The organism is Streptomyces sp. NPDC054786 (assembly GCF_053611685.1).
Genome location: NZ_JBSHAW010000002.1, coordinates 30,520 through 55,944, shown reverse-complemented (window position 1 = coordinate 55,944; position 25,425 = coordinate 30,520). Strand labels below are relative to the sequence as shown.

The window sequence follows — 25,425 nt, the reverse complement described above, 5'->3', positions numbered from 1 at the left end:
GTGCACACGAGGGGTTCGCGAAATCGCTCAAGGGGGTTCGCGACGAACCCCCTCGGCCGCATCTGGTGTGACACGATGAACACTTGACGTGACGCCCGCGGGGTGTGCTCAGAACGTGAGCAGAGAACCGAACCGCAAGTTGGCCGCAGTCATGGCGGAGGCCGGAGCCTCGAACAAGGGACTGGCCAAACGAGTCCGGGAGGTCGCGCAGCGGCACGGCGAACACCTCGGGACAACCCACGTCGCCGTTCAGCGATGGTTGGACGGGAACGGAATCCAGCGGCAGACAGCCGGCTTCGTCGCCGAGGCACTGAGCGACAAGTTACGGCGGAGGGTCACGTCGCAAGATCTGGGATTCCCCGGTGCCGCGCCGGCCCCCACTCCCGCGGTCGGCATGGGCTACGCCGCCTCACTGGCCGAGACGCTGAATGTCCTTGACGGCCTTACGCACCAGCGTCCGGAGGACGGTCCGTCGGACGAGCCCCAGCTCCCGGACACGGACGTGCACTCCGCCGCCCTCTCCTGGCTTGTCTCCCGCCCGGACGGCGTACCTACCGATGCCCCCGCCACTCGCCGGGTCGGCATGCGTGACGTCGCCGCGATCCGGACCGCAGCGGGGTTCTTCATGCAGTTGGACTTCCAGTTCGGCGGCGGACACGCGCACAAGGCGTTCCGGCATTACTTCCGGGAAGACGTGCTGCCTCTGCTGGGAGCCAGCTACAGCGCCAAGGTGGGCGAGGCGCTGTTCCAGGCCGCAACGGAGATGTCACAGCTACTTGCCTGGACCGCATACGACAGCGGAAACCATGCCCTTGCCGACCGTTACATGCTCTCGACGCTGCGGCTGACCCAGGTGGCGGGCGACCGCATGATGGGCGCGCGCATCCTGGCCAATATGAGCCACCAGGCCAACTACCTGGGCCAGGTGCCCCGGGCTCTGACGCTGGCCCGCGCGTCGGTGGAAGGTGGCAAGGCCGCCTCCACGCCCCGTGCGATGGCGCTGTTCTCCGCCCATGAGGCGCGCGCCCTCTCGACAGCGCAGGACCACAAGGGTGCTGCCCGCGCGATGAGCGAGGCCGAGAGGTTCTTCGAGCGTGCCGACAGCGCAGACGATCCGGAATGGCTCTCGTACATGGATGAAGCCGAGCTGATCGGGGAGTTCTGCCACTGCTTCCGCGACCTCGGGCAGGGTGCCGAAGCCGTCCACTTCGCCGAACGCGCTGTCGAACTCACTGACCCTAAGTACGCCCGTACGCTCGGGTTCTGCCGCATGGTGCTCGCCCAGAGCCAGCTGCTGAACGGCGACCTTGACGCTGCTGTGACGACCGCCGGCCTCGCCGTCGATGCCGGGGATGCTCTGGAGTCCGCTCGGTTCCAGCGGTACGTGGGCGACTTCCAACGTGAGGTGACCGCGTACGGGACGCACCCTGCCATTCAGCAGTTCAGCGGGCAGGTACGGGACGCCATGAACCGACTGGGCGACGAGTAGCCGAGGTCACCCCGGGTGCCAGTCGCGCGGCGCGTCCTCGTTCCGGAGCGAGGAGATCCGACGGGCGTACTCCGCAGCCGTCTCGTCGCTCTCGGACACGTTCTGCATGAGCCATGTCGTCATGTTGAATTCCTGCACTGCGCGGAGGGTGGAGAAGCCCGACCAGGTACGGAGATCCCGCCCGTAGGCGCCGACAAAGGCGCCGTACTGTTCCTTGGTCTGCCACCCCAGGCTGTGATGCTCGGTGGCGGTGACCATCAGGTCCCACTCGGGGTGGTCGAAGCTGAACCGCTCCAGATCGATCAGGATCACCTGATCATTCCGGTCCACCATCAGGTTCTGCACGTGAGCGTCCCCGTGTACAGGCCCCTTCTCGGACTCGAACCGAAGGTCCGCCACACGGTCCCGCAGCTCACGTGCGCGCTTCCGCAGGAACGCCCGGTCATCCTCCGGTATGTCGACCGCAGCGTTGATCCGTCGGTCGGTCCGGTCCAGGACGGGGTACGGAGGCAGGTTCAGCGTGTCCGGCAGGCTGAGCGAGTGCAGATCACGGAGGACCGCGCCCAGCTCTTCGTACGTCGCCTTGCGGGCCCCCTCCTCGATCAGGTGCCAGAACGTCACCGGATGTCCGTCGACGACCATGGGCTGCTCCAGGTCATCGACCACGCGTGTCACGGGGAAGCCCTCGCGCGACAGCCAGCGCGACACCTGAACCTCGCCCCGGGCCGAGTCCAGGTATTCGGCCGACCGGGCGATCCGCACCACCACAGGGTGGGCAGCCAGCCGGAACAGCGCGTTCTCCCCCAGGCGGATCAGGCGCGCTCCGTCACCGTCGAGCCCCGCCCGTCGACACGCCGCGGCCAACACCTGTGTAGCGGCGCCCGACGTGAACCCCTCTCCTGTGCTCCGCTCAGCATCAGACGGCATGCCCGTATCCACTCCCTCAACACCGCCAACCCGGTAGCGCAGACCGCCGAGGCAGGCAGCGGCCGGCAACAGACATCAAGGCGACCGTACCCGCGGGCAGTGACGGCAGACGGGGCCGGGGCATGTCGAGCGACCGCTCTTGGGGCAACCCTCTGGGCAAGCGCGCCGAAGCGTGGATCATGAGGCCGTGACGAAGTCAACGGAGAAGATAACCCCGGTCGAGATGCCAGATCTTGAGCCAAAGCTCTCCGCCTACCAACAGGCGATGCGGGAACGGCTCCTTGCAGCCCCCGTTGTGCCCGCACCCGAACCCTGGCGATCCGTTGCCCTTGTCCCCGTCGGCGGGCTCCTCGGAATCGGCTTCGCGTCGCATCCCGAGGACCGACGCGATCTGGTGATGGTCGTCTCACGCGACGGTCACGGCCTCTTCGACGCCGTCACTGGGGAGAAGATCGCCAGGGACCGCGAACCCGACCCCGAGGACGAGACTCCCGACAGCGCGCCGGACTTGTCCTGCCCCGGCCTGGGGCCGATCACCGGAAGCCGGGTGCACATAGCAGGGCTCTTCGGCGGAGGACTCCACACCACCACCGCAGACGGTTGGTATCTGGAGGTCGTCACCCCGGCGTGGCCGAATGATCGGATCCTGCTCTCCCGTGACGGCGGGCTGCCTCACTCCGGTCCCCACGGCGAGCGATGGTGGCACATCTTCCACTCGAACTACTCCGAATTCCGGGCAGCCGGCTTCTCACCCTCCGGGCAGACCATCGCCGTCGCGACGAGCAGCGACATTTCACTGTGGACACGCAGGACGGGCCAAGGTCACTCGCAGTGCGCACCGGATCCAGAAAGGACTACGAACAATGCTTGACATGGATCAAGCCGTCCTTCCTATGGATGATGTACCGCTGCGGCTGGGGCGCCAAGGCCGACCAGGAGACCGTGCTGGCGATCGAGATCGAGCGGGCCGGGTTCGACTGGGCGTTGGGGCATGCCTGTCTGTCGCACTACGACCGGGACGAGCACCCCGACCGCGACGCCTGGCAGCGGCAGTTGAAGGGGGCGCCGGCGCGGGTGCAGTGGGACCCGGAGCGGGATCTGGGGCTGCGGCCGCTGGCGTACCGGTCGCTGCAGCTGGGCCTGTCGGGTGAGGCGTCGCGGCGGTACGCGGACGAGTGGACGGTGGCCATCACGGACGTCACCCCGCTGGCCCATGAGATCCGTGCGCTGGTGCGCTCCGGGGACACCGCGGCGGCCGCCGCGCTGCTGCCCGAGGAGCGGCCCTACCCGGCACCCGGGGGAACTCCTGGGCTCGGCCGCGTGTCCTGAGGTGCCTTCACAAACGCGTAATTCCGGCCGCCGCGCGGTCCGCCGGGCACTGGTTCGTGTGGCGTACGGGACGTAGCGTCCCCCGGCCAACTCTCGATCGTTCACAGCCAATTGATGCATCGTTCAGCAACCTCCCCCTGCCCGGGAAACTCAGCCGCCGCCACAGTCAAGTCGGCCCACTGAGGGCTCACGCGACTCAGGGAGAGTGGCACATATGCCCGACATGACCCGACGCAGACTTCTCGGCTCCGCGGCCGGCGCGGTCGGCGGCGCCGCCGCGCTGTCGCTGCTGCCGCCCAGCGTGCAAAAGGCCGTCGCCGCCGGACCCGCGCGGCACGGCTCGCTGCACGACGTCGAGCACGTCGTGATGCTGATGCAGGAGAACCGGTCGTTCGACCACTACTTCGGCACTCTGCGCGGCGTCCGGGGCTTCGCCGACCCGGACGCGCTGACGCTGCCGGACGGCCGGTCCGTCTTCCACCAGCCGGACGCGCAGAACCCGGACGGCTATCTGCTGCCGTTCCGCCTCAACACGCACACCACCAGCGCCCAGGCCATCCCCTCCACCAGCCATGCCTGGTCCGTGCAGCACGAGGCGTGGAACGGCGGCAAGATGGACCGCTGGCTGCCCGCGCACCGCAAGGCCGACGGCATCAACGGTCCGTACGTCATGGGCTATCACACCCGCGCGGACATCCCCTTCCAGTTCGCCCTCGCCGAGGCCTTCACCCTCTGCGACAACTACTTCTGCTCGGTCTTCGGCCCGACCTGGCCCAACCGGCTGTACTGGATGACCGGCACCCTCGACCCGGGCGGCACACAGGGCGGTCCGGTGCTGAACAACACCGCGCCCAAGCCGTACCGCTGGACGACCTACGCCGAGCGGCTGGAGGCGGCCGGCATCAGCTGGAAGGTCTACCAGGAGGAGGACGACTACGGCTGCAACCTCCTGGAGCAGTTCCAGACGTTCCGGGACGCCCAGCCCGGCCAGTCGCTCTACGAGCGCGGGATGCGGCCGCAGCCGGCCGGCACCTTCGAGGACGACGCCCGGGGCGACCGGCTGCCGGCCGTCTCCTGGCTGATCCCCACCAGTCACCAGTCCGAGCACCCGGACTATCTGCCGGCCGCGGGCGCCGACTACGTCGCCCAGAAGATCGAGGCGATCGCGTCCAACCCGAGGGTGTGGGCCAAGACCGTCTTCATCCTCAATTACGACGAGAACGACGGCCTCTTCGACCATGTGCCGCCGCCGGTGCCGCCCCCGGGGACGAAGGACGAGTTCGTCCAGGGCCTGCCGATCGGCGGCGGCTTCCGGGTGCCGTGTCTGATCATCTCGCCGTGGACGGTGGGCGGCTGGGCCGCCGGCGACCCCTTCGACCACACCTCGGTGCTGCAGTTCCTGGAGTGCTGGACGGGTGTGGCGGAGCCCAACATCAGCGACTGGCGACGGGACGCCTTCGGCGATCTGACCTCCGCGTTCGGCTTCGGCCACCGGGCGCACCGCCCGCCGCGGCTGCCCCGCGACACCGCCGAGCAGCTGGTCGAGGCGCAGTGGGAGGTGGCGCATCTGCCGAAGCCGACGCTGCCGGGCGCGGGGCAGCAGCCGCCGCGTCAGGAGCGCGGCCGGCGCAGGCGGCGGTAGGACAGACTGTGCGGACCCGCCCCGGGGCCTGCCGCCTCTCCCCCTGAAACGACGGTGCCGTACGGGCCGGCCTCGCGAGGAGGCGTCCCGTACGGCACCGCGGGGTGTGCGGGTCAGACTCCCGCGTAGGAGTGCAGACCCGTCACGAAGATGTTCACGCCGTAGTAGTTGAACAGGTAGCAGGCGAACCCGATCAGGCCCAGGTAGGCGGCCTTGCGGCCCTTCCAGCCGGCCGTGGCGCGGGCGTGCAGATAGCAGGCGTAGGCGACCCAGGTGATGAAGGCCCAGACCTCCTTGGGGTCCCAGCCCCAGTAGCGGCCCCACGCGGCCTCGGCCCAGATGGCGCCGGCGATGATGGTGAACGTCCACAGCGGGAAGACGGTGGCGTTGACGCGGTAGGCGAACTTGTCCAGCGAGGCGGCCGAGGGCAGCCGGTCCAGTACGGACGAGGCGAACGCGCCGGGCTGCTTGCCCGCCGGGTCGGCGAGCTTGGCCTCGTAGGAGTCTCGGAAGAGGAAGAGCAGCGTGGAGACGGCGCCGAGGTAGAGGGCCGCGCCGGAGATGATCGCGCAGCTGACGTGGATCCACAGCCAGTACGAGTGCAGCGCGGGCACCAGCTGGTCACTGGCGGTGTAGAGCACCGAGACGGCCAGCCCGAGGTCGAGCAGGACGGTGGTGACCAGGGGCAGCCCGATCCAGCGGACCTTCTTCTTGCATGCGAGCAGCAGCAGGTAGAGGCCGACCGCGACCGCGGCGAAGGTCGTGGAGAACTCGTACATGTTGCCCCAGGGGGCACGCTGGACGGACAGGGCGCGGGTGAGGACGCCGCCCACGTGCAGCGCCCAGGCCAGGACGGTCAGCGAGATGGCGATCCGCCCGTAGAGGTCGCCCTTCTCGGTGTCGCCGGCGGCGCCCGGCCCGTCGGGGACATCGCGGCTGCCGGTGACGGACTTGGTGACGACCGTGGGCCGTTCCAGCACGGCCGTCCCGGTGGCTCCTGCGCCTGCTCCGGACTGCACGGACACCGTCACGGGCGCCTTGGCCCGGGCGGTCAGGGCGGCGGCGGTGCGGCCGACCTTGCTGCGGCTGCCGAACACCCACTCGGCCATGTGCGCGAGGAAGGCGAGCGTATAGACCGCCATCGCGGAATAGACCAGCAGGTTGCTGTTGTGCGCCAGTGTCTCGTTGGCTGCGGCCGCGATGTTCACGCGCGCGCTCCTTCGGAGGGGTCAGCAGGTCCGTCAGAGTCGGTGGGCTCCGCGGGGTCTTCGGTGTCGGGGGCGGTGGCCGGGGCGGGCGGGGCATCGGGGCACAGCTCCCCGGCGAGACCGGCGAGTTCCTCCGGCAGCCGGGCCGACTCGCTGCGGCCGAGAGCGGCCATCTCGACGACGGTGACGCCATCGGCACCCGGCTCCGCCCGGACCCACACCCGGCGGCGCTGGATGAACAGCGACCCGGCCAGGCCCAGCAGCGCGGTGACCGCGCCGGTCAGCGCCAGGCCGTTGCCGGGCTGGTGGGAGACCTTGAAGCTGGCCCAGCCCTTGACGCCGTCGAAGGTGATCGAGCCCTCGCCGTTCGGCAGCTTCATCGTCGTCTGCTCTTCGGCGGCGCGTACGGCCGCCTTGTTCTTGGAGCCCGCGTGCCGCTCCACGCGGTCCTTGGGCAGCAGCATCTTCTTGAGGATGCCGCCCTTGCCGTCCTGGTACTTCTTGAGGCGCTTGGTGTCGAGCTTGTAGACGCTCTGGGGCAGGCCGGAGTCCAGGCCCAGATCACCGTGGTACGCGTTCACCGAGAGCACGGGGAAGTCCAGCGCCGGGAACTGCGAGAACATCGAGCCGGTGCCGCGGCCGCCGAACGTCGGGACGAACATGGCCTGGAAGCCGAGCTGGTTGCGCTTGCCGTCCTTGGTCTGCGCCCCGGGTACCTTCACCACGCCGGTCGAGGTGAGGTTCTTCGGGTCCGCGGGCAGGAAGGCCGTCGCGCCGTGGTAGACGGTCTTGCCGCGGCCGTCCTTGACGGTGACGACGGGCGAGTAGCCGTGCGAGAGCAGGTAGACCCTGTTGCCGGCGATGTCGAGGGGCTTGTTCACCTCGATCGCGGTCTTGTGCTGCTTGCCGTCCGCGCCCAGGTAGTAGGAGATCTGCGCCCGGTAGGTGCGCGGGGTGCCCCGCTGGGGCCCGGTCCGCTCGTACGTCGCGTCGAAACGGTCGAGCTTGAAGCCGAACGGCTCCATGTCGTCGGTGTCGTAGAACGGTCCCGACTTGAACTCGTCGTACTGCGTGAGGCTGTTGGCGAAGCCGTCGCCCTCGGTGACGAGCTTGTTGCCCTCGGACTTCCACAGGCCGCCGACGGCGAACGCCACCAGCATCACGATCAGCGCGACATGGAAGGCGAGGTTGCCGACCTCGCGCAGATAGCCCTTCTCGGCGGCGACCGCGCTGCCGGACCGGTGGGCGCGGAAGCGCCGCTTCTTCAGCAGCCGCCCCGCCGCGACGAGGACCTCTTCGGGTGCCGCGTCCGTGCGCCAGGTGGTGTACGCGGGCAGCCGGGTCAGCCGGCGCGGGGCGGCCGGCGGGCGGCCGCGGAGCTGTCCGACGAACTGCCAGCTGCGCGGCACGATGCAGCCGATCAGCGAGATGAACAGCAGCAGATAGATCGCCGAGAACCACACCGAGCTGTAGACGTGGAACATCCCGAGCTTGTCGTAGATGCCCGCGAGGGTGGAGTGGTCGGCCTTGAACTGGTCGACCTTGGTCGGGTCGACGCTGGTCTGCGGGATCAGCGAGCCGGGGATCGCGCCGATCGACAGCAGGAAGAGCAGCAGCAGCGCCACCCGCATCGAGGTCAGCTGCCGCCAGAACCAGCGCACCCAGCCGAGGGGGCCGAGCGAGGGGAAGGTGATGTCTTCCGTGGGCGCGGTGGAGAGCTGGGATCCGGCCGCGCCGAGATCGCTGCCCGCGTCGGCCGCGGGGCCCGGGTCGCGGGGGGTGTCGGTCTTGGTGGACATCAATCAGATCCCAACGGTGGAGCTTTGCGTCCAGCTCTGGAGCTCGGACATCAGGCTGTCCCAGATGCCGGTGACGAGGAGGATGCCGAGGGCGACCATCATCCCGCCGCCGATCCGCATCACCCACAGATAGTGCCGTTTGACCCAGCCGAACGCGCCGAGCGCCCGGCGGAAGGCCAGCGCGACGACGATGAACGGCAGGCCCAGGCCCAGGCAGTACGCCACGGTGAGCAGGGCGCCGCGGCCGGCGCTGGCGTCGTAGTAGGCGAGGGTGCTGACGGCGGCGAAGGTGGGGCTCAGGCACGGCGTCCAGCCGACGCCGAAGAGCACCCCGAGCACCGGCGCGCCGGCCAGGCCCATGGCGGGCTTCATGTGGAAGCGCAGTTCGCGCTGTCCGAAGCGCTTCAGGACACCGGCGAACGCCAGCCCGAGCAGGATCATCAGTACGCCGAGGACGCGCGAGATGACGTCCTTGTACTCCTGAAGGTTCTTGCCGAAGAACCCGAAGAGCGCACCACCGGAGACGAAGACGGCGGTGAAGCCGAGGACGAAGAGCGTGGCGCCGGCCAGCATCCGGCCGCGCCTGGCCTCGCCGAGGTCGCTGCCGGTGACGCCGGTGACGTACGACATATAGCCCGGTACCAGGGGCAGGACGCAGGGCGAGAAGAACGACAGGAGTCCGGCGACGAGCGCGATGGGGACGGCGGCGAGCAGGGTGCCGTTGAGGACGGTCTGGTTTTCCGCGGCGGCGGCGAGCGTGATCACGTGATCACTTCTCGGCGATCAGCGGGGCGACCATCTTGCGCAGATCGTCCTCGGCGAGCGGTCCGATCGAGCGGGCGGCGATCTTGCCGTGCCGGTCGATGGCGATCGTGGAGGGGATGGACTGCGGGTTGAGGCTGCCCTTGGGGAAGCGCAGCATCAGCCGTCCGGTCGGGTCGAACAGGCTCGGGTAGGGCACCTTGTGCTCTTCCTCGAAGCTGGTGGCCTGCGACTTCTCGGAGTCGCGGGTGTTGATCCCGACGAACTGGACGCCCTTGGCCTTGGTCTCGTTCGCGACCTTGGCGAAGTTCGGTGCCTCGGCGATGCAGGGGCCGCACCATGATCCCCAGACGTTGAGGATGACGACCTTGCCCTTGTAGTCGGCGACGTCCAGCTTCTTGCCGGTGGTGGTCTCACCGGCAAGATCGGGTGCCGGCTGCCGCTCGTCCTTCTTGACGGTGTCGATGCCGTTCTTGCCCTGGACGAACCGGGTCTGGGACGAGCCGCCGGAGGCGCCGTCGCCGCAGGCGCTGAGCGTCAGCGACGCGACCGCCGCCCCTGCGGCGAGCAGGGTGATGCGGCGGCGGCTCGTGAGGCGGCGTGGGGCGCGGCAGGCACTCATGTGAAAAGTTTCGCATGGGCCAATTCCGGATCTTCCGCGCCCCCCTCCGACGGCCCGGCGCGGCCCGGCAGTACATGTCAGGCGGCTGCCAAATACGACTTCCAGCCGTCGTTCGGCCGCTCTCCGACGGGAAGCTGCTGGAGCTTGCTCACCACCTGCGGATCCTGTGCGTCGAGCCAGTCGGTGAACTGCCGGAACGACACCAGGCGGACATCTCTGTTCTGCTCGTTGGCAATGTGCTTGAGCGCTTCCTCGACGGCATCCATGTAGATGCCGCCATTCCACTGCTCGAAGTGGTTGCCGATAAAGAACGGCGCGCGATTGGTCTCGTACGCCCGGCGGAAACCGGAAATGTATGCGTCGGTGGCCTGCTGCCGCCAGCCCGGGTAGTTGACCGGCGGAGCCGTCGTGGAGTGCTTCGACTGATTGAAGAGGATGTTGTAGTCCATCGAGAGCACCTGGAATCGGTGGCCCGGGAACGGAATCAGCTGGAGCGGGAAGTCCCAGAGGCCCATCTTCTTCCTCGGCCACATCTGCATACCGCCGGGCGAGCTGGCGTCATAACGCCAGCCGAGGTTCCTGGCGGTGGGCAGCAGGTTTTCCTGGCCCAGCAGGCAGGGGGTGCGGCTGCCGACCAATTCCTTGCGGTAGTCGAACGGCAGCGGTTCGAGGTCGGTGAAGCCGGTGTTCGTGCGCCACGTCGTGACGAAGTCCATCGCCTGGTCGATTTCGGACTGCCACTGCTGGGGCGTCCAGTGCTTGACCGAGGTCGAGGCTTCGCCGCAGAAGTGCCCGTTGAAGTGGGTGCCGACCTCGTGGCCGTCCAGCCAGGCCTCCCGCACGCACTTCAGCGTCTCCTTGATGTGGTCGTCGCTGAGGTAGGGGATGTCGGAGGCGCCCCGCTTGTTGTTCGGCGGGTTGTAGAGATGCTTCTGGGATTCGGGCAGGAGATACAGGCCGGAGAGGAAGAAGGTCATCGCCGCGCCGTGGTCCCTGGCGAGCTTGAGGAAACGGGGGAAGAGGCCGTTGCCGACCTCTCCGGCCCCGTCCCAGGAAAAGACCACGAACTGCGGCGGGGTCTGGCCGGGTTCGAGCCGTTCGGGTGCCTTGGGCTGATGGGGCTGCGTGCCGGAATTCGCTGTCGAACCGTCACCGATGAGTTTCGCCCGCGCCTGGACCGAGCCCTTGACGCGCTGCTTGTCCGCCCCCGCGTTATCCGAGTCCGTCGACGAGCAGCCGGCGACGCCCAGCGCCGCGGCTGCCCCAACTCCCATACCCAGCAGGTTTCGCCGACTGATCGCGCGCATACCCTCGACCCCATCCGTGCTCGCCGAACTCAATATCCATATAAACGGACAATGGAGAGGAGGGCATGTCGAGCGTCGGGGTTCCGAGTTATTCGCTTGGATATTTCATTTTGCTTTGACTTGACGTTCCGCCAAGTGATGCGCCGTCAGGCCCCGAAAGCCTTGGCCTTTCCTTTGACGGGTTTGGCGCCCGCCAGAAGATGGGAGGGAACCAGGTCGCGCGCAGGCTCGCTGTACCCCACCGAAATGATCTTGTCGCCGTGGAAGGTGAACGACGTCAGCGAGGCCAGCGTGCACTGCCGCTTCCGCGGGTCGTGCCACAGCCGCCGCCGCTCCGCGAAGCTGCGCACGATCCAGATCGGCAGCTGATGGCTGACCGCCACCGCCTCGCGCCCGCGCGCCGCGTCCCGCGCCGCACCCAGCGCCGCCATCATCCGCACGACCTGCTCCAGGTACGGCTCGCCCCAGGACGGCCGGAACGGGTTCGTGAGGTACTTCCAGTTCCCCGGCTTCTTCAGCGCGCCGTCACCGACCCCGAAGGTCTTCCCCTCGAAGACGTTGGCCGCCTCGATCAGCCGCTCGTCGGTGGCCAGCTCCAGACCGTGCGCACCGGCGATCGGCGTCGCGGTCTCCTGCGCACGCTCCAGCGGCGAGGCGACGACATGCGTGATGTCCCGCTCCGCGAGATGCTCCGCCACCCGGTCGGCCATCTCCCGCCCCAGATCGGAGAGGTGATAGCCGGGCCTGCGCCCGTAGAGGACGCCGTCGGGGTTGTGCACCTCGCCGTGCCGCATCAGATGCACGACGGTGATGTCTTCGCTGCTCATGTCACCCATTCATTCAGTCGTCGGCAAGCAGTCGCCGGCCCGTGCGCCGGAGGTGTCCTCAGGCCGTCGCCAGGGCCGCGGCCCGTGCGGCGGCCGGCAGTGCGGCGGCGATCCGCTCGACGGCCGCCGTGTCGTGCGCGGTCGAGAGGAACCACGACTCGAAGGCGGACGGCGGGAGGTAGACGCCCTGCGACAGCATCGAGTGGAAGAAGGCGGTGAAGCGGAACGACTCCTGCGCCTTGGCGCCGTCGTAGTCGGTCACGTCGGCATCCGTGAAGAAGACCGAGAACATGTTCCCCGCGACCTGGAGCCGGTGCGCCACGCCCTCCTTCGCCAGCGCGGCGGTGACCAGGCTCCGCACCTCCGCCGAGACCGCGTCGACCGCGCCGTACGCGGCATCGTCCAGCAGCCGCAGCTGCGCGACGCCCGCGGCGGTGGCGACCGGGTTCCCGGACAGGGTGCCTGCCTGGTAGACCGGGCCGGCCGGGGCGAGATGCGCCATGACGTCCGCGCGGCCGCCGAAGGCCGCGGCCGGGAAGCCGCCGCCCATGACCTTGCCGAAGGTCATCAGATCCGGACGTACCCCATCAATCCCGTACCAACCGGCCTTGCTGACGCGGAAGCCGGTCATCACCTCGTCGGAGATGTAGAGCGCACCGTTGCCGGCGCACAGATCCTTCAGGCCCTGGTTGAAGCCCGGCAGCGGCGGCACCACGCCCATGTTGCCCGGCGACGCCTCCGTGATCACACAGGCGATCTCGCCCGGGTGCGCGGCGAATGCGGCCCGCACCGCCTCGATGTCGTTGTACGGGAGCACGATCGTGTCGCCGGCCTGCGCCCCCGTCACCCCCGGCGTGTCGGGCAGCCCGAAGGTCGCCACGCCCGAACCGGCCGCGGCCAGCAGCGCGTCCACGTGCCCGTGGTAGCAGCCCGCGAACTTGATCACCTTCGGCCGGCCGGTGAAGCCGCGCGCCAGCCGGATCGCCGACATCGTCGCCTCGGTGCCGCTGGAGACCAGCCGGACCTGCTCGACCGGCTCGATCCGGGCCACGATCTCCTCGGCCAGCTCGACCTCGCCCGCGCCGGGCGTACCGAAGGACGTACCGCGAGCGACCGCCTCCTGGACCGCGGCGATCACCTCGGGGTGCGAGTGGCCGAGGATCATCGGCCCCCATGAGCACACGAGGTCGACATACTCACGGCCGTCGGCGTCGGTGAGGTACGGACCGGTGCCGGACACCATGAACCGGGGCGTACCGCCCACGGCCCGGAAGGCCCGCACCGGAGAATTGACGCCGCCCGGCGTCACGGCGGACGCACGGTCGAACAGCGACTGCGAAACAGGGGCTTCATACGGAAAAGACACTGTGATCCTGACCTGCATAAACGGCGGGTGGGCGGCGCACGGACGCGGCCCGGCTGACTAGGGGTGCGGGGAGCTTCCTCGCGATACGCCTGTGGGCGCCGCTCGGTTCACTCTCGCTCCTTTTTTGATTCCTCTCGCTTTCGACCGGGCGTCAGCCCCCACTCGTCTGCGAAACTGGGCCGACGTACGAGTAAGTCACGCAAGCAATGGTCTCAGAGGCGCACGGGGGCGTGCGGCCGGGCGTTTCACGCGCCGGTGACGGGGGAGGTCTCTGAGACGATGATCGGGTTGCGCGGCTGGGGCTGCGAGTGGTCGGGTGGAGATATGCATCGCGGTGGCGAACTGGGCGAGGGAACCAATGACCGGGGTCCCGAGCGCGCCCAGCGCGGCCGTCACCGGCGCGAGGAATCCACGGGCGGGGAAGTCAGAGGCGGCCGCATGGGGGTGACATACAAGTACTTCGGCGCGCCGAACGGCGCGACCGCGGCCCGGGTACCGATCTCCATGCGCCCCGAGGAACTCGGCGGCGACGAGCTCGGTATGGGCGGTATGTTCTCCAAGATCAAGCCGGAGACGATGGCCGCCATGGTCCTCACCGGTATCGAGGGCATACCCCTCCATAAGGTCCCGCCGCTCGAACTGGTCGTCCTCCACCCCGACTACGCCGTCGTCAAGCTCCCGATGACCGTGGTCGACCCGCTGCGCGGCGTCGGCGAGGAGTCGGTCGGCGCGGCCGCCTTCATCTGGTCCACCGTTCCCGACCGCGGCGGTCCGCGCGACGCCTTCACCGTCTACCAGCTGCTGCACGAATGGCAGGACTTCAGCCACCGGCTGCACGAGGCGGGGCACCAGGCGTACTGCCTGGTCTGGCCGTAACGGTTCAGCGCGACGGCGCCGGGCGCGGCGCGGGCCCGCGCCGATCCGAGAGACCCGGCCCGAGCCGCTCTCCAGCGAGCCGGGACCCGCCGGTCACCGCATCGGGCGGGCCGTGCCCGTCACCACGTGGGCCGGGCCGAGACACCGCCGTCCACGACCAGATCGTGCCCGGTGATCCAGGACGCCATCGGCGAGGCGAGGAAGACACAGGCATCGCCCACGTCCTCCGGCGTGCCCAACCGCCCGGCGGGCGCCGCCGCTTGCCAGCGGCGCACCCCCTCCGGCCAGTCCTCGGCCAGGCCGGGACGGTCGATCAGGCCCGGCGAGACGCTGTTGACGCGGATGCCGTACGCGCCGTACTCCAGCGCCGCCGCGCGTGCATGCATCACCACCGCCGCCTTGGACGCGCAGTAGTGGGCATGCTGCGGCGCCGGCCGGTCCGCCTCGATCGAGGCGATATGGGTCACCGACCCTCCTGCGCCCGCCCGCATCACGGCCGCAGCGGCCTGCGTGCAGGCGAAGACGCTGTGCACATTCACGTCCGCCACCGCCCGCCAGTCGGCGAGCGACATCGCCGCCAGCTCCTGCGTCGGCTGCACCCCCGCGTTGTTCACCAGCGCGGTCAGCCGCCCGCGCCAGCCGGCCGCCTCGGTCACCAGACGGTGGCACTCCTCCTCGACGGCCAGATCGGCGCACAGCGCCAGCGCGCTCCCGCCGTCCGCCTCGATCCGCTCGACCAGGGCCAGCGCCGCCTCGGCGCCCGTACGGTAGTGCGCCACGACGGCGGCTCCCGCGGCGGCGAACCGCAGCGCGATCCCGCGGCCGATGCCGCCGGCGGCGCCGGTCACGAGGGCGACCTGGCCGTGGAGGTCGGGGAGAGGGGGGCGGCCGGTGGCCTCGGACACGGTCTCGGTCGTGGTCGGGTCGGTCGTGGTCGGGTCGGTCGTGGTCGGGTCGGTCGTGGTCGGCTCGGTCATGGTCGGCTCAGGGCGGTGATCCGCGCTGCCTCCTGGGGGAAGCGCGCGGCCAGTTCGGCGGCGTCCCCGTGCTCGTAGTCCTCGAAGGTGAATCCGGGCGCCATCGTGCAGCCGAAGAGTGTCCAGGAGCCGCCGTCGGCCACTTCGGCGGCCATCCACGTACCGGCCGGCACCGTGAACTGGACGTGCTGCCCGCCGAGGACGTCCGGTCCGAGGACGACCGTACGGGCCGGGCCGCCGCCTTCCGTGAGGCCGCCGGTGTCCGGTGCGCCGCCCTCGGGGAGACCGCCGGTGTCCGAGGCGCCGCCGCCCTCCGGACCGCTGCCGTCCGGGGCGCCGCCGCCCTCCGGGAGGAGGAACAGGGTGAGCGGATCGCCGCGGTAGAAGTGCCAGATCTCGTCGGTGGGCAGCCGGTGCAGGGCGGAGAAGTCGCCCGGCTCGTCGGTCAGCAGCATCACGATCGCCGAGCCCTCGGGCCGCCCGTCGGCGCGCTCGGGCCCCGCCCATGTGGGCCGGAACCGCCCGCCCTCACGGGGCAGCGGCGCCAGCCCGTAGAAATCGATCAGCGCCTCGGGGAGCCGGTCGCGGGACCTCCGCTGCTCGTCCATCTGCGGGCTGCCTCCCCCTCGTCCGCCGACTGCCGGTGGGTATCCAGCGTAGGGCGTGTCTTGGGGATCAGGGTCGAACGGCGGCGCGGTGCGGGCACCATCAGGCCAACTGTCCGAGCCGACGGCCGACGGCCCGTCAGACGTCGTGCCCGCACGGCTCCCCGTCAGCCGTCTCGCCCGGCGCCTCGCCCACGGACCGCCCACGGACCGCCCAGCTCCCCGTCAGCCGCTTCGCCCCGGCGCCTTGCCCACGTCCCGCCCGGCGCGCCGGCGTCCCCGCGCCCCGGCCGTCCGCTGTCCGTCAGCCGGTCGTCCAGTGCGGGTCGCGGCCCGTCTCCGCCAGCAGCGCATCGAGGCCGGAGGCGCCGGGCGGAACGGGGACCGGCTCGGCGAAGACGTTCATCTTCCGGGCCGTCGGGGCCATCTGTGCGACCAGTGTCCGCAGCTCGGCCACGCACCCGGCGGCCGGCGCGTACGGCAGGCCGGTCGCCCGCGCCACGTCCCAGGCGTGCACCGTCAGATCCAGCAGCACCATCGCGCCGACGGTCCGGGCCGGCAGATTCATTCCGCCGGTCAGGCCGTCCTCCGCGCCCGGCACCGCCCACGCCTCGACCAGCCGCGCCGTCTCCTCAGCGAACCGGTCGGGCCAGCGCACCCCGTACTCGCCGAGCCGGTCGGGAGTGGTGCGGAAGTCCGTGTCCTTCTTGGCGGCCAGTGTCTGAAAGGCGACGACCACGTGGAAGAGGTGGTTGAGCAGCCCCCTTACGTCGTACTCGGCGCACGGCGTCGGCAGCCCCAGCTGGCCGTCGCGCACCCCGCGCAGTACGGGGAGCGCTGCCTCGGCCGCCGCGTCGAGCAGTGCGCTGATCGACGGGGGCGCGGTGGCCGGTTCGGTCGGGTCGGTGGGTGGGGCCACAGGGGACGGTTCGGTCACCCGGGCCGGCTCACTCGCGAGTGTTTCATCCGGAATGTCTTGCTTGTCGGTCATAGCGATGACGCTACGGGCCACTGCCGGGGGCGGCTTGAAGAAATGCGACAGGCCCGGCGCGGCCGGTGAGGCCTGTCCGCACGAGCCGGGCGGGAGGTGCGGACACGCCCTAAAATCCCGGCATGGCCGCTCCACGGCGCGACACCCGGGGCATCGTCGACGCCCCCGGACTCTTCACGCGGGTGCAGTTCCGCCGCCGCACCCCCGCCGCACCGCTGCGCCCCTATGTCGAGCATTACTGGCTGATCGACTGGGATCTCTCCGAGCCGTATGCCACCCATGTCGTGCCGCACCCGTGCGTGAACCTCGTCTTCCAGCGGTACGCCGGCCGACCCGGCTTCGGTGAGGTCGCGGGCGTCGGGCTGGAGCTGTTCGCACAGAAGCTGGCGGGGCGCGGGCGGGTGTGCGGGGTGCAGTTCCGGCCCGGCGGCTTCCGGCCGTTCACCCCGGAGCGGCCCGCCACGGACTGGACGGACCGCCGGCTGCCGCTGGCGACGGCGTTCGACGACTCCGACGCCGCGGCCACCGTGCTGGAGCCGGACGAGGAGGACGCCCGGGTGGCCGCGCTCGACGCCTTTCTGATCCCTCGCCTACGGGCCGGGCCACGGATCCTCGCGCAGACCGACCTCGCCATGGGGCTGGCGGACCGGATCCGCACGGACCGCTCGATCCGGCGGGTCGCGGACTTCGCGCGGGCCGAGGGCATGTCCGTACGGGCCCTGCAGCGGCTGTTCGCCGGATACGTCGGGGTCAGCCCCAAGTGGGTGCTGCTGCGCTACCGGGTGCACGAGGCCCTGGAGCGCGCCGCGTCCGGTGCGGAGGTCGACTGGGCCGCGCTCGCCGCCGACCTGGGCTACAGCGATCAGGCGCATCTGATCCGCGATGTCACCGCCACCGTCGGGGTCCCGCCGACCGCGTACGGGCGCTGACGCCGACCGGGCCGGGAGCCGTCAGGGCTGTTCGGCCGTCAGATAGCGCTGGATGGTGGGGGCCAGCCAGGCGACGACCTCGTCGTGGCCGAGGTTCACGGCCGGCGGGATGTGCAGCACATAGCGGCACAGCGCCATGCCGAGTATCTGGGAGGCGATCAGCGCGGCACGGGTCGGCGCCTCGTCGGGCACCGGGCAGACCGCGGCCAGGACCGGCTTGATCTGTTCGGCGAACACGCCGCGCATCCGCTGGGCGCCCGCCTCGTTGGTGACGCCGACACGCATCATGCCGGTCAGCGTCTCGTCGCACTCCCAGCGCTCCAGGAAGTGGCGTACGAGCCGGGCGCCGGCCTCGTCGGCCGGCACGTGGGTGAGGTCGGGGGCGTGCACCTCGATCTCGGAGGCGGCCGCGAAGAGACCGGCCTTGTTGCCGTAGTAGCGCATCACCATCGACGGGTCGATGTCCGCGTCCCTGGCGATGGCACGGATGGTGGCGCGCTCGTAGCCGTCCGCGGCGAAGCGGTCCCGGGCGGCGGCCAGGATCGCGGCGCGCGTCGCGGCGGAGCGGCGGGGGCGGACGGGGTCCGCCGCGTCGGGCGCAGCCTCGGCGGCCGCGGTGACCTCGGGCGGCACGGCGGATGCGGCGGGCGCGGCGGGCGCGGCGGGCGCGGTTTCGGCGGCGGAGCGAGCGTGTTCGGCCATGTCAACAACTGTAGGCCAACAGCTGTTGACACGCCAGATCCGATCGCCTTACGCTTGCCAACAAGCGTTGACCAACACGCGTTGGCATAGGTGCAGGCAGAGCACAGGCACAGGCACACAGGAGGCGGAAGCCATGGATGCCAGGAACCGCAAGACCGGCAACAGCGGCCCCGAGGCCGGCAAGGCGCAGGCGGCCCGGGATACGGACGTCATCGTCGTAGGCGCCGGCCCGACCGGCCTGCTGCTCGCCGGAGACCTCGCCGAGGCAGGGCTGGGCGTCACGCTCCTGGAGCGCCGCCCCGCCACGATCAGCAACCTCACCCGCGCCCTGGCCGTCCATGCCCGCACCCTTGAGCAGCTGGACGCCCGGGGTCTCGCCGATGAGCTGGCCGCCGGCGGCCATCGGCTCCCCGCCATCCGCCTCTTCGGGGAAGCCACCTTCGACGCGACCCGGCTCCGCACCCGCTTCCCGTTCGTGCTGATCACCCCGCAGTTCGAGGTCGAGCGGCTGCTGGAGCGGCGGGCCCGCCAGGCCGGTGTCGTCTTCCGTTACGAATCCGAGGTGCTCGGCCTCGATCAGGACGCCGACGGCGTGACGGTGCGCTTCCGCACCGCCGAGGGCCTCGGCGGCCTTCGCGCCGCCTACACCGTCGGCACCGACGGCGTCCACAGCGCCATCCGCGAGGCCATCGGCCTGCCGTTCCCCGGCAAGTCGGTGATCCGCTCCCTGGTCCTCGCCGATGTCCGGCTGGCCCAGGAGCCCGAGTCCCCCTTCACCGTCAACGCCAACGACGACGCCTTCGCCCTGATCGGCTCGTTCGGCGACGGCTGGTACCGCGCCATCGGCTGGAACCGCCACCGCCAGGCCGACGACGACGCGCCCGCCGATCTCGACGAGGTCCGCGAATGCACCCGGCTCGCCCTCGGCAGTGATTACGGCATGTACGACGCCCGCTGGATCTCCCGCTTCCACAGCGACGAGCGCCAGGCCCCCGAGTACCGCGTGGGCCGCGTCTTCCTCGCCGGCGACGCCGCGCATGTGCACTCCCCCGCCGGCGGCCAGGGCATGAACACCGGCCTCCAGGACGCCGCGAACCTCAGCTGGAAACTGGCCGCGGTGCTCCGGGGCCACTCCCCCGACAGCCTGCTGGACAGCTATCAGGCCGAGCGCCACCCGGTGGGCAGGCAGGTGCTGTACAGCAGCGGCGCCCTCATCCGGCTCGCCCTCCTGCACACCGCCCCCGGACGCGCCGTCCGCGCGCTCGCCGCCCGGCTCTTCAACCACCTGGGGCCGCTGTCCGGCCGCGCGATCCGCACCGTCTCCGGCATCGGCATCGCCTACGCCGCCGGGCCCGGCGCCCACCCCCTCGCCGGCCGGCGCGCCCCCGACATCCGGCTGGCCGGCGGCAACCGCCTCTACGCACTCCTCCGCCAGGGCAAGTTCGTCCTTCTCACCCCCGCCGACGAGCCCAGCGGCCTCCGGCCCGCCGCCGACCGTGTCGTGAGCGCCTCCTGGCGAAGCGACCGCCGCACGGCGCTTCTGGTACGCCCCGACGGCTATATCGCCTGGGCCACCGATGCCACGGCCCCCGCCGAGCGCGCCACCGCACTACGGGCCGCTCTCCTCCACTGGACCGGCGCCGCGTCCGAGGACGGCGACTCCATAGCCACCGCCCGGCCCGGCGCCCTCACCCCTCCAGCACATGCCGCAGATACGCCCGGGGGTCGTTGAGATAGCGCCGCCAGTGGTCGACAAGCCCCAGCTCCGCCCACTCCACGCTCCGCATCCCGTGCTCGCCGACCTCCACGATCGCCGCTCCGGGCAGCGCCGTCAGCAGTGGGGAGTGGGTGGCGCAGATGATCTGTGCGCCACCCCTCCCCAACGCGTCCATCAGCCCCACCAGTTCCAGGCAGGAGGAGAAGGACAGTGCCGCCTCCGGCTCGTCCAGCACATAGAGGCCGCGCTGCGAGAACCGCTCACGAAAGGCCAGCAGAAAGCCCTCTCCGTGGCTCATCTCGTCCGGGGACCGGGACAGCCGCATCGACCTCCGCTCCCCGTTCAGCGCCTCCATCGCCGTCTCGGCCCGCAGGAAGAACCCCCGCCGGCGGACCCGCGGCCCACGCACCATCGTGCGCCCCTCCCGCGTGGGATCGAACCGCATCAGGCCGCCGAGCAGCGAGGCCTCCCGTGAACTCGCGTACTTGTATCCCGCCGAGCCGCCGTACGAATCCAGCCCGAAGCCCTCCGCCAGCGCCTCGGCCAGCGTCGACTTGCCCGAACCGTTCTCCCCCACGAGAAAGGTGACCGGAGCGGGGAAGGCCAGCCCCTCCTCGGCCAGCTGGCGCACACACGGCACCGTCCAGGGCCAGCCGTTCTCGGCCGTCCCCTCGCCCTCCGGAACGTCCACGTAAGCCCGTTCGATCAGCATGCCCTCGAAGCTCTCACACCCCACTGACAACCACCGGCCCACAGCGCCCTGAACGCCCCTGCCGGGACCCCGCCCACGCCGGAACCGGGCCCTGGTTCCGTAGGCTTCCCCCATGCTGTTCGCCCGCTCCGCCGCTCTCTTCGTCCTCGCCGGCCTCTTCGAAATCGGCGGCGCCTGGCTGGTCTGGCAGGGCATCCGCGAACACAAGGGCTGGGTCTGGATCGGTGCCGGAGTGATCGCGCTCGGGGTGTACGGCTGGGTCGCCACGCTCCAGCCGGACGCCGAATTCGGCCGCATCCTCGCCGCGTACGGCGGTGTCTTCGTCGCCGGATCGCTGGCGTGGGGCGCGCTCGTCGACGGCTACCGCCCCGACCGCTGGGATGTGACCGGCGCACTGATCTGTCTGGCCGGAATGGCCGTGATCATGTACGCCCCCAGGGGCCGCTGACCCCGCCTGCATATCCTGGCCGCGGACCACCCTCCCCCAAGCCCTTGCGGCGCAGGGGGACCCCCACCGCCCCGAGGAGAGTGTCATGACCGCCGAGGCCCGTACCGCCGTCGTCACCGGAGCGAGCAGCGGCATCGGCGCCGCCACCGCGCGAGCGCTGGCCGCGGCCGGCTACCGCGTGGTGCTCACCGCGCGCCGCAAGGACCGCATCGAGGCCCTCGCCGCCGAGCTGCCGAACGCCGAGGCCTACGCCCTGGACGTCACCGACCGCGCCGCCGTCGACGCCTTCGCGGACCGCTACCCCTCCATCGACGTCCTGGTCAACAACGCCGGCGGTGCCTACGGCGCGGAACCGGTCGCCACCGGCGACCCCGCCGACTGGCGCGCCATGTACGAGGTCAATGTGCTGGGCGTGCTCCATATGACCCAGGCGCTGCTGCCCGCGCTCATCGCCTCCGGCGAGGGCACCGTCGTCGTGCTCTCCTCCACCGCCGGCCACGGCACCTACGAGGGCGGCGGCGGTTATGTCGCCGCCAAGCACGGTGCACATGTCATCGCCGAGACGCTCCGTCTGGAGCTGTGCGGCGAGCCGGTACGCATCATCGAGGTCGCCCCGGGCATGGTCAAGACCGACGAGTTCGCCGCCACCCGCTTCCGGGGCGACACCGACAAGGCCGCCAAGGTCTATGAGGGCGTCGACCAGCCGCTGAGCGCGGAGGACGTCGCCGACACCGTCGCCTGGGCGATCACCCGCCCCGCCCACGTCAACATCGATCTGCTGGTGGTCCGCCCCCGCGCCCAGGCCTCCAACTCCAAGGTCCACCGCACCGGTTGAGAGGCCCGACGGGCCACACCGGCCGGTCCCGAGAGCGGCCCTGCGCACACCGCGCCGGGCCGCCCCGGACTCAGCCCTTCACACACACCACCTGCTTGAGCTTGGCGACGACCTCCACCAGGTCCCGCTGCTGATCGATGACCTTCTCGATCGGCTTGTAGGCACCCGGGATCTCGTCCACCACACCGGAGTCCTTACGGCACTCCACACCCTGGGTCTGGTCCTCCAGGTCCCGGGTGGAGAACCGCTTCTTCGCGGCGTTCCGGCTCATCTTGCGGCCGGCACCGTGGGAGGCGGAGTTGAAGGACGCGGCATTGCCCAGTCCCTTGACGATGTACGACCCGGTGCCCATCGAGCCCGGGATGATGCCGTACTCGCCGCTGCCCGCCCGGATCGCGCCCTTACGGGTCACCAGCAGGTCCATGCCGTCGTACCGCTCCTCCGCCACATAGTTGTGGTGGCAGGAGATCACCGGCTCGAACGTCGGCCTGGCCTTCTTGAACTCCTTGCGCACGACGTCCTGGAAGAGCGCCATCATCACGGCCCGGTTGTGCTTGGCGTACTCCTGCGCCCAGAACAGATCGTTGCGGTACGCCGCCATCTGCGGGGTGTCCGCGATGAAGACGGCGAGATCGCGGTCGACCAGGCCCTGGTTGTGCGGCAGCTTCTGCGCCTGCCCCATGTGGAACTCGGCCAGTTCCTTGCCGATGTTCCGGGAGCCGGAGTGCAGCATCAGCCACACCGCGCCGGTGTCATCGAGGCAGAACTCGATGAAGTGGTTGCCGCTTCCCAGCGAACCCATCTGCTTCGTCGCGCGTTCCTGACGGAACTTGACCGCGTCGGCCACCCCGTCGAACCGCGACCAGAAGTCCCCCCAGCCCGCCGTCGGGTAGCCGTGCAGCTGTCCGGGGTCGACCGGATCACCGTGCATCCCGCGCCCCACCGGAATCGCCTGCTCGATCTTCGAGCGGAGCCGGGAGAGATCGCCGGGCAGGTCATTGGCGGTGAGCGAGGTCCGCACCGCGCTCATCCCGCAGCCGATGTCCACACCGACCGCCGCCGGGCAGACCGCGCCGTGCATGGCGATCACCGAGCCGACCGTGGCGCCCTTTCCGTAGTGGACATCCGGCATCACGGCCAGACCCTTGATCCACGGGAGGGTGGCGACATTGCGCAGCTGCTGCATCGCGACGCCCTCGACCGTGGCCGGGTCCGTCCACATCCGGATCGGTACCTGGGCACCGGGCACCTCGACGTACGACATAACTTCCCCATTCCCCCTAATTTATGAAAAACGCAAAAGCCGGACAATTTATCCGATCTTGGACGGCGGACCGGCGTTTGCGGCAAGACGTGCGATAGACATTGTGTCCATCGGCCGCCGCCCGGCGGCAACCACATTTCGTAGGGGAAGGAGCCGCGAACGATGCCACGGAAGCCGTTCGTACCCGGTGCCGCACTGGTGGTGGCCGCGGCCCTGGCTGCGGGCCTCACCGGCTGCACCGGCAGCTCCAGCCCTCAAGGCGGCGCCGGTGACGCCAAGGGCGGCGACACCGCCACGTCGAGCCCGGCCGTCGAGCCCGGCCGCTACCAGACCCTCCCGGAGGCCTGCGGACTGCCCTCGCGCAGCGCCCTCCGCGGCATGCTCCCCGGCGACGGCCAGGCCCTGTCGCACTCCGAGGCCCAGAAGATCTACGACGGCCAGGCCGACATCACCTATGACACCGACCGCCGTGTCGGCTGCCGCTGGACCCGCGAGACCACCGCGGGCACCCGCCATCTGGGCCTGGACATCCAGCGCGTGGTCTCGTACGACTCCGCCGTCAGCGATGACGACAAGGCGCAGGGGATCTACGACAAGAAGGAGCTGGCCGCGCAGATACCGTCCGGCGGCGCCGGCTCCCCCTCGCCCGCCGCCCCGTCCCCGTCCGCCTCCAAGAACAAGGACAAGGGCGAAGGAACCGTCACGAACGGCACGAAGGACAAGAGCGCGACGGACAAGGCGGAGTCCGGGAGCCCCTCGCAGACGTCCGACCCGAATACGGACCCGAGCGCGGACCCGAGCGGCTCCACCGCCCCGCGCGTCCTGGACGACCTCGGGGACGCGGCCTTCCTCAATGACAAATTGGTCACAGCGGACTCCGGCGTACACCGCGATGTCACTGTGGTCTTTCGCACGTCGAACGTCATCGTGCAGCTCACGTACGACCAGTGGTCCACGGACAAGACGATGTTGCCGGACAGCCAGGAACTGCAGGACAAGGCCCGTTCGCTGGCCACCGAGCTGTCCGACAGCCTGAGCGAATAGTCCGGATCAGGCACATTGGCCGAGTCGACGGACAAGAAGAGAAAAAGCCCGATTTGAGCGTTGCGCTCATCGACATGAATCGGTCACCCACCTCGCCGCGCCGCGTACCGTGCCGTCTAGGCCGTGTCGGGCCGGTCCGCGCTGACCCGAAGACACGGTCCGGCCCCGCCCCGTACGCGAGGCGGGCGGGCCCCACGGCCACCGCCACGGCCGTGCCCGCCGACCCGACGACGAACAGCGAAGGAACCATGCACCGTTCAGCCAAGCGACTTGCCAGCCTCCTCACCTGCGCAGCAGTACCGGCGCTGCTCGTCGCCGGCTGCTCCGGCTCGGACAGCGACAGCTCCGGTGGCGCCTCCTCCTCCACCTCCAGCAGCGCGGGCAAGCCCTCGCCGACCGTCGCGCCCGCCAAGTTCAAGAAGCTGCCGAACCCGTGCGAAGCGTTCTCCAAGGGCACCATCAAGAAGATGCTGCCCAAGGCGAAGGACGCCTCCGGGGACCGGGGCGAGTCCACGGACAACGCCTCCCACGGCACCTGCTCGTGGACCAGCGCGGATGAGAAGGGCGTCGACGGCACCCAGTGGCGCTGGCTGGACGTCGGCTACCAGCGCTACGACTCCGACCCGGGCGTCGGCAGCGGCGACAAGCGCGCCGCGGACTTCGCCACCAAGCAGATATCCGAGGCGAAGGCCACCAAGGGCGCCACGAAGGTCTCGACCGTCAAGACCTCCGGCACCGGCGACGAGGCCACCGCGATCACCTACGACGTGAAGCGGGACGGCACCAGCTTCAAGAACACCACGGTCATCGCGCGGACCTCCAACGTCGTCGTGACGATCAACTACAACGGCGCGGGCCTGGCGGGCGCGGACGGCCCCAAGAGTGCCGACCTGCTCAAGCAGACCCAGGCCGCCGCCAAGGAGGCGGTCACCGCCACCGCCAAGGCCAACGGCTGACCGCACCGGCATCCGGGCCCTCGTCGGCCCGGGCCGGGGCGCCTCCCGGCGGAGGCCGGGGAAGGGCGTGCCGCGCCGGGCGAGACCGCGC

Annotated in this window: 25 protein-coding genes; 11 read left to right on the top strand and 14 right to left on the bottom strand. The window is 70.3% G+C overall.

Annotation, left to right across the window (positions count from 1 at the left end; genetic code table 11):
* The first annotated feature begins 115 nt into the window (after positions 1 to 115).
* Positions 116 to 1,489: a sporulation protein gene (locus ACWGI6_RS02525; protein ID WP_453265786.1), complete on the top strand. Its 1,374-nt coding sequence runs from the start codon at positions 116 to 118 to the stop codon at positions 1,487 to 1,489.
* A 6-nt stretch (positions 1,490 to 1,495) separates the two neighbouring features.
* On the opposite strand, the gene ACWGI6_RS02520 is transcribed toward ACWGI6_RS02525, so the two are convergent.
* Positions 1,496 to 2,416 (bottom strand): phosphotransferase enzyme family protein, encoded by a 921-nt coding sequence (locus tag ACWGI6_RS02520; protein WP_453265785.1) that lies wholly within the window; start codon positions 2,414 to 2,416, stop codon positions 1,496 to 1,498.
* A gap of 187 nt (positions 2,417 to 2,603) precedes the next feature.
* On the opposite strand from ACWGI6_RS02520, the gene ACWGI6_RS02515 reads away from it, so the two are divergent.
* The 3 genes from ACWGI6_RS02515 to ACWGI6_RS02505 all read left to right on the top strand — a co-directional run bounded on the left by ACWGI6_RS02515 (position 2,604) and on the right by ACWGI6_RS02505 (position 5,387).
* Positions 2,604 to 3,287, top strand: a complete 684-nt coding sequence (locus ACWGI6_RS02515) for a hypothetical protein (protein ID WP_453265784.1) — start codon at positions 2,604 to 2,606, stop codon at positions 3,285 to 3,287.
* Positions 3,215 to 3,745 (top strand): DUF4291 domain-containing protein, encoded by a 531-nt coding sequence (locus tag ACWGI6_RS02510; protein ID WP_453265783.1) that lies wholly within the window; start codon positions 3,215 to 3,217, stop codon positions 3,743 to 3,745. Before ACWGI6_RS02515 ends, ACWGI6_RS02510 begins: the two co-directional genes overlap by 73 nt.
* Positions 3,746 to 3,959: 214 nt before the next feature.
* Entirely contained in the window at positions 3,960 to 5,387 is a 1,428-nt protein-coding gene (locus ACWGI6_RS02505; RefSeq protein WP_453265782.1) for an alkaline phosphatase family protein, read from the top strand.
* A gap of 113 nt (positions 5,388 to 5,500) precedes the next feature.
* Here the strand turns inward: ACWGI6_RS02505 and ccsB are convergent, their stop codons facing one another.
* From ccsB to hemL, 7 genes are all read right to left on the bottom strand, one after another.
* The gene (gene ccsB, locus ACWGI6_RS02500; protein WP_453265781.1) at positions 5,501 to 6,595 is read right to left on the bottom strand and encodes a c-type cytochrome biogenesis protein CcsB; all 1,095 of its coding nucleotides are present in this window, start codon (positions 6,593 to 6,595) and stop codon (positions 5,501 to 5,503) included.
* Positions 6,592 to 8,394, bottom strand: coding sequence for a cytochrome c biogenesis protein ResB (gene resB, locus ACWGI6_RS02495; protein ID WP_453265780.1), 1,803 nt, complete (start codon positions 8,392 to 8,394; stop codon positions 6,592 to 6,594). The genes ccsB and resB overlap by 4 nt, the downstream gene beginning before the upstream one ends.
* Before the next feature lie 3 nt (positions 8,395 to 8,397).
* A complete protein-coding gene (locus tag ACWGI6_RS02490; protein WP_453265779.1) occupies positions 8,398 to 9,159 on the bottom strand; it encodes a cytochrome c biogenesis CcdA family protein in 762 nt (253 codons plus the stop codon).
* A gap of 4 nt (positions 9,160 to 9,163) precedes the next feature.
* Positions 9,164 to 9,778 carry a TlpA family protein disulfide reductase gene (locus ACWGI6_RS02485; RefSeq protein ID WP_393906485.1) on the bottom strand — a complete coding sequence of 205 codons (615 nt, stop codon included), beginning with the start codon at positions 9,776 to 9,778 and terminating at the stop codon, positions 9,164 to 9,166.
* A 77-nt stretch (positions 9,779 to 9,855) separates the two neighbouring features.
* Positions 9,856 to 11,085 (bottom strand): hypothetical protein, encoded by a 1,230-nt coding sequence (locus ACWGI6_RS02480; RefSeq protein ID WP_453265778.1) that lies wholly within the window; start codon positions 11,083 to 11,085, stop codon positions 9,856 to 9,858.
* 146 nt (positions 11,086 to 11,231) lie between these two features.
* Entirely contained in the window at positions 11,232 to 11,912 is a 681-nt protein-coding gene (locus ACWGI6_RS02475; protein ID WP_453265777.1) for a histidine phosphatase family protein, read from the bottom strand.
* A 58-nt stretch (positions 11,913 to 11,970) separates the two neighbouring features.
* Positions 11,971 to 13,296 carry a glutamate-1-semialdehyde 2,1-aminomutase gene (gene hemL / locus ACWGI6_RS02470; RefSeq protein ID WP_453265776.1) on the bottom strand — a complete coding sequence of 442 codons (1,326 nt, stop codon included), beginning with the start codon at positions 13,294 to 13,296 and terminating at the stop codon, positions 11,971 to 11,973.
* 306 nt (positions 13,297 to 13,602) lie between these two features.
* Here hemL and ACWGI6_RS02465 point away from each other — a divergent pair, with 306 nt between their 5' ends.
* Complete coding sequence (locus tag ACWGI6_RS02465) at positions 13,603 to 14,154, top strand: hypothetical protein (RefSeq protein WP_453265775.1); 552 nt, start codon at positions 13,603 to 13,605, stop codon at positions 14,152 to 14,154.
* A gap of 119 nt (positions 14,155 to 14,273) precedes the next feature.
* Here ACWGI6_RS02465 and ACWGI6_RS02460 read toward each other — a convergent pair whose 3' ends face one another.
* From ACWGI6_RS02460 to ACWGI6_RS02450, 3 genes are all read right to left on the bottom strand, one after another.
* A complete protein-coding gene (locus tag ACWGI6_RS02460; protein WP_453265774.1) occupies positions 14,274 to 15,131 on the bottom strand; it encodes an SDR family NAD(P)-dependent oxidoreductase in 858 nt (285 codons plus the stop codon).
* A complete protein-coding gene (locus ACWGI6_RS02455; RefSeq protein ID WP_453265773.1) occupies positions 15,128 to 15,739 on the bottom strand; it encodes a cupin domain-containing protein in 612 nt (203 codons plus the stop codon). Before ACWGI6_RS02455 ends, ACWGI6_RS02460 begins: the two co-directional genes overlap by 4 nt.
* Before the next feature lie 301 nt (positions 15,740 to 16,040).
* The gene (locus tag ACWGI6_RS02450; RefSeq protein WP_453265772.1) at positions 16,041 to 16,727 is read right to left on the bottom strand and encodes a TIGR03086 family metal-binding protein; all 687 of its coding nucleotides are present in this window, start codon (positions 16,725 to 16,727) and stop codon (positions 16,041 to 16,043) included.
* 122 nt (positions 16,728 to 16,849) lie between these two features.
* On the opposite strand from ACWGI6_RS02450, the gene ACWGI6_RS02445 reads away from it, so the two are divergent.
* On the top strand, positions 16,850 to 17,656 hold the full coding sequence (locus tag ACWGI6_RS02445) for an AraC family transcriptional regulator (RefSeq protein ID WP_453265771.1): 807 nt from the start codon (positions 16,850 to 16,852) through the stop codon (positions 17,654 to 17,656).
* Between the two features lie 21 nt (positions 17,657 to 17,677).
* On the opposite strand, the gene ACWGI6_RS02440 is transcribed toward ACWGI6_RS02445, so the two are convergent.
* Positions 17,678 to 18,358: a TetR/AcrR family transcriptional regulator gene (locus ACWGI6_RS02440; RefSeq protein ID WP_453265770.1), complete on the bottom strand. Its 681-nt coding sequence runs from the start codon at positions 18,356 to 18,358 to the stop codon at positions 17,678 to 17,680.
* 133 nt (positions 18,359 to 18,491) lie between these two features.
* Between ACWGI6_RS02440 and ACWGI6_RS02435 the strand changes: the two genes are divergently transcribed.
* Positions 18,492 to 20,090, top strand: coding sequence for an FAD-dependent monooxygenase (locus tag ACWGI6_RS02435; RefSeq protein WP_453265769.1), 1,599 nt, complete (start codon positions 18,492 to 18,494; stop codon positions 20,088 to 20,090).
* Here the strand turns inward: ACWGI6_RS02435 and ACWGI6_RS02430 are convergent.
* On the bottom strand, positions 20,047 to 20,787 hold the full coding sequence (locus ACWGI6_RS02430; protein ID WP_453265768.1) for an AAA family ATPase: 741 nt from the start codon (positions 20,785 to 20,787) through the stop codon (positions 20,047 to 20,049). The genes ACWGI6_RS02435 and ACWGI6_RS02430 overlap by 44 nt on opposite strands.
* A 112-nt stretch (positions 20,788 to 20,899) precedes the next feature.
* Between ACWGI6_RS02430 and ACWGI6_RS02425 the strand changes: the two genes are divergently transcribed.
* Together ACWGI6_RS02425 and ACWGI6_RS02420 are read left to right on the top strand one after the other, a co-directional pair.
* The gene (locus ACWGI6_RS02425) at positions 20,900 to 21,235 is read left to right on the top strand and encodes a YnfA family protein (protein WP_453265767.1); all 336 of its coding nucleotides are present in this window, start codon (positions 20,900 to 20,902) and stop codon (positions 21,233 to 21,235) included.
* Positions 21,236 to 21,320: 85 nt separating this feature from the next.
* Entirely contained in the window at positions 21,321 to 22,070 is a 750-nt protein-coding gene (locus tag ACWGI6_RS02420) for an SDR family oxidoreductase (RefSeq protein ID WP_453265766.1), read from the top strand.
* Between the two features lie 70 nt (positions 22,071 to 22,140).
* Here the strand turns inward: ACWGI6_RS02420 and ACWGI6_RS02415 are convergent, their stop codons facing one another.
* On the bottom strand, positions 22,141 to 23,334 hold the full coding sequence (locus ACWGI6_RS02415) for an RtcB family protein (protein ID WP_393906499.1): 1,194 nt from the start codon (positions 23,332 to 23,334) through the stop codon (positions 22,141 to 22,143).
* A gap of 162 nt (positions 23,335 to 23,496) precedes the next feature.
* On the opposite strand from ACWGI6_RS02415, the gene ACWGI6_RS02410 reads away from it, so the two are divergent.
* Both ACWGI6_RS02410 and ACWGI6_RS02405 read left to right on the top strand, forming a co-directional pair.
* Positions 23,497 to 24,378 carry a hypothetical protein gene (locus ACWGI6_RS02410; RefSeq protein WP_453265765.1) on the top strand — a complete coding sequence of 294 codons (882 nt, stop codon included), beginning with the start codon at positions 23,497 to 23,499 and terminating at the stop codon, positions 24,376 to 24,378.
* A gap of 248 nt (positions 24,379 to 24,626) precedes the next feature.
* Positions 24,627 to 25,334 carry a DUF3558 domain-containing protein gene (locus ACWGI6_RS02405; RefSeq protein WP_453265764.1) on the top strand — a complete coding sequence of 236 codons (708 nt, stop codon included), beginning with the start codon at positions 24,627 to 24,629 and terminating at the stop codon, positions 25,332 to 25,334.
* The last annotated feature ends 91 nt before the right edge of the window (positions 25,335 to 25,425 follow it).

Bases quoted from the DNA above. Each gene is read 5' to 3' on its own strand.
- ACWGI6_RS02505 (WP_453265782.1), top strand. From the start codon at position 3,960: ATGCCCGACATGACCCGACGCAGACTTCTCGGCTCCGCGGCCGGCGCG.
- ACWGI6_RS02455 (WP_453265773.1), bottom strand. From the start codon at position 15,739: ATGGACGAGCAGCGGAGGTCCCGCGACCGGCTCCCCGAGGCGCTGATC.
- ACWGI6_RS02480 (WP_453265778.1), bottom strand. From the start codon at position 11,085: ATGCGCGCGATCAGTCGGCGAAACCTGCTGGGTATGGGAGTTGGGGCA.
- ACWGI6_RS02465 (WP_453265775.1), top strand. From the start codon at position 13,603: ATGCATCGCGGTGGCGAACTGGGCGAGGGAACCAATGACCGGGGTCCC.
- ACWGI6_RS02435 (WP_453265769.1), top strand. From the start codon at position 18,492: ATGGATGCCAGGAACCGCAAGACCGGCAACAGCGGCCCCGAGGCCGGC.
- ACWGI6_RS02445 (WP_453265771.1), top strand. From the start codon at position 16,850: ATGGCCGCTCCACGGCGCGACACCCGGGGCATCGTCGACGCCCCCGGA.
- ACWGI6_RS02520 (WP_453265785.1), bottom strand. From the start codon at position 2,416: ATGCCGTCTGATGCTGAGCGGAGCACAGGAGAGGGGTTCACGTCGGGC.
- ACWGI6_RS02420 (WP_453265766.1), top strand. From the start codon at position 21,321: ATGACCGCCGAGGCCCGTACCGCCGTCGTCACCGGAGCGAGCAGCGGC.
- resB (WP_453265780.1), bottom strand. From the start codon at position 8,394: ATGTCCACCAAGACCGACACCCCCCGCGACCCGGGCCCCGCGGCCGAC.
- ACWGI6_RS02440 (WP_453265770.1), bottom strand. From the start codon at position 18,358: ATGGCCGAACACGCTCGCTCCGCCGCCGAAACCGCGCCCGCCGCGCCC.
- ACWGI6_RS02425 (WP_453265767.1), top strand. From the start codon at position 20,900: ATGCTGTTCGCCCGCTCCGCCGCTCTCTTCGTCCTCGCCGGCCTCTTC.
- ACWGI6_RS02460 (WP_453265774.1), bottom strand. From the start codon at position 15,131: ATGACCGAGCCGACCACGACCGACCCGACCACGACCGACCCGACCACG.
- hemL (WP_453265776.1), bottom strand. From the start codon at position 13,296: ATGCAGGTCAGGATCACAGTGTCTTTTCCGTATGAAGCCCCTGTTTCG.
- ACWGI6_RS02410 (WP_453265765.1), top strand. From the start codon at position 23,497: ATGCCACGGAAGCCGTTCGTACCCGGTGCCGCACTGGTGGTGGCCGCG.
- ACWGI6_RS02450 (WP_453265772.1), bottom strand. From the start codon at position 16,727: ATGACCGACAAGCAAGACATTCCGGATGAAACACTCGCGAGTGAGCCG.
- ACWGI6_RS02405 (WP_453265764.1), top strand. From the start codon at position 24,627: ATGCACCGTTCAGCCAAGCGACTTGCCAGCCTCCTCACCTGCGCAGCA.
- ACWGI6_RS02485 (WP_393906485.1), bottom strand. From the start codon at position 9,778: ATGAGTGCCTGCCGCGCCCCACGCCGCCTCACGAGCCGCCGCCGCATC.
- ACWGI6_RS02475 (WP_453265777.1), bottom strand. From the start codon at position 11,912: ATGAGCAGCGAAGACATCACCGTCGTGCATCTGATGCGGCACGGCGAG.
- ACWGI6_RS02430 (WP_453265768.1), bottom strand. From the start codon at position 20,787: ATGCTGATCGAACGGGCTTACGTGGACGTTCCGGAGGGCGAGGGGACG.
- ACWGI6_RS02415 (WP_393906499.1), bottom strand. From the start codon at position 23,334: ATGTCGTACGTCGAGGTGCCCGGTGCCCAGGTACCGATCCGGATGTGG.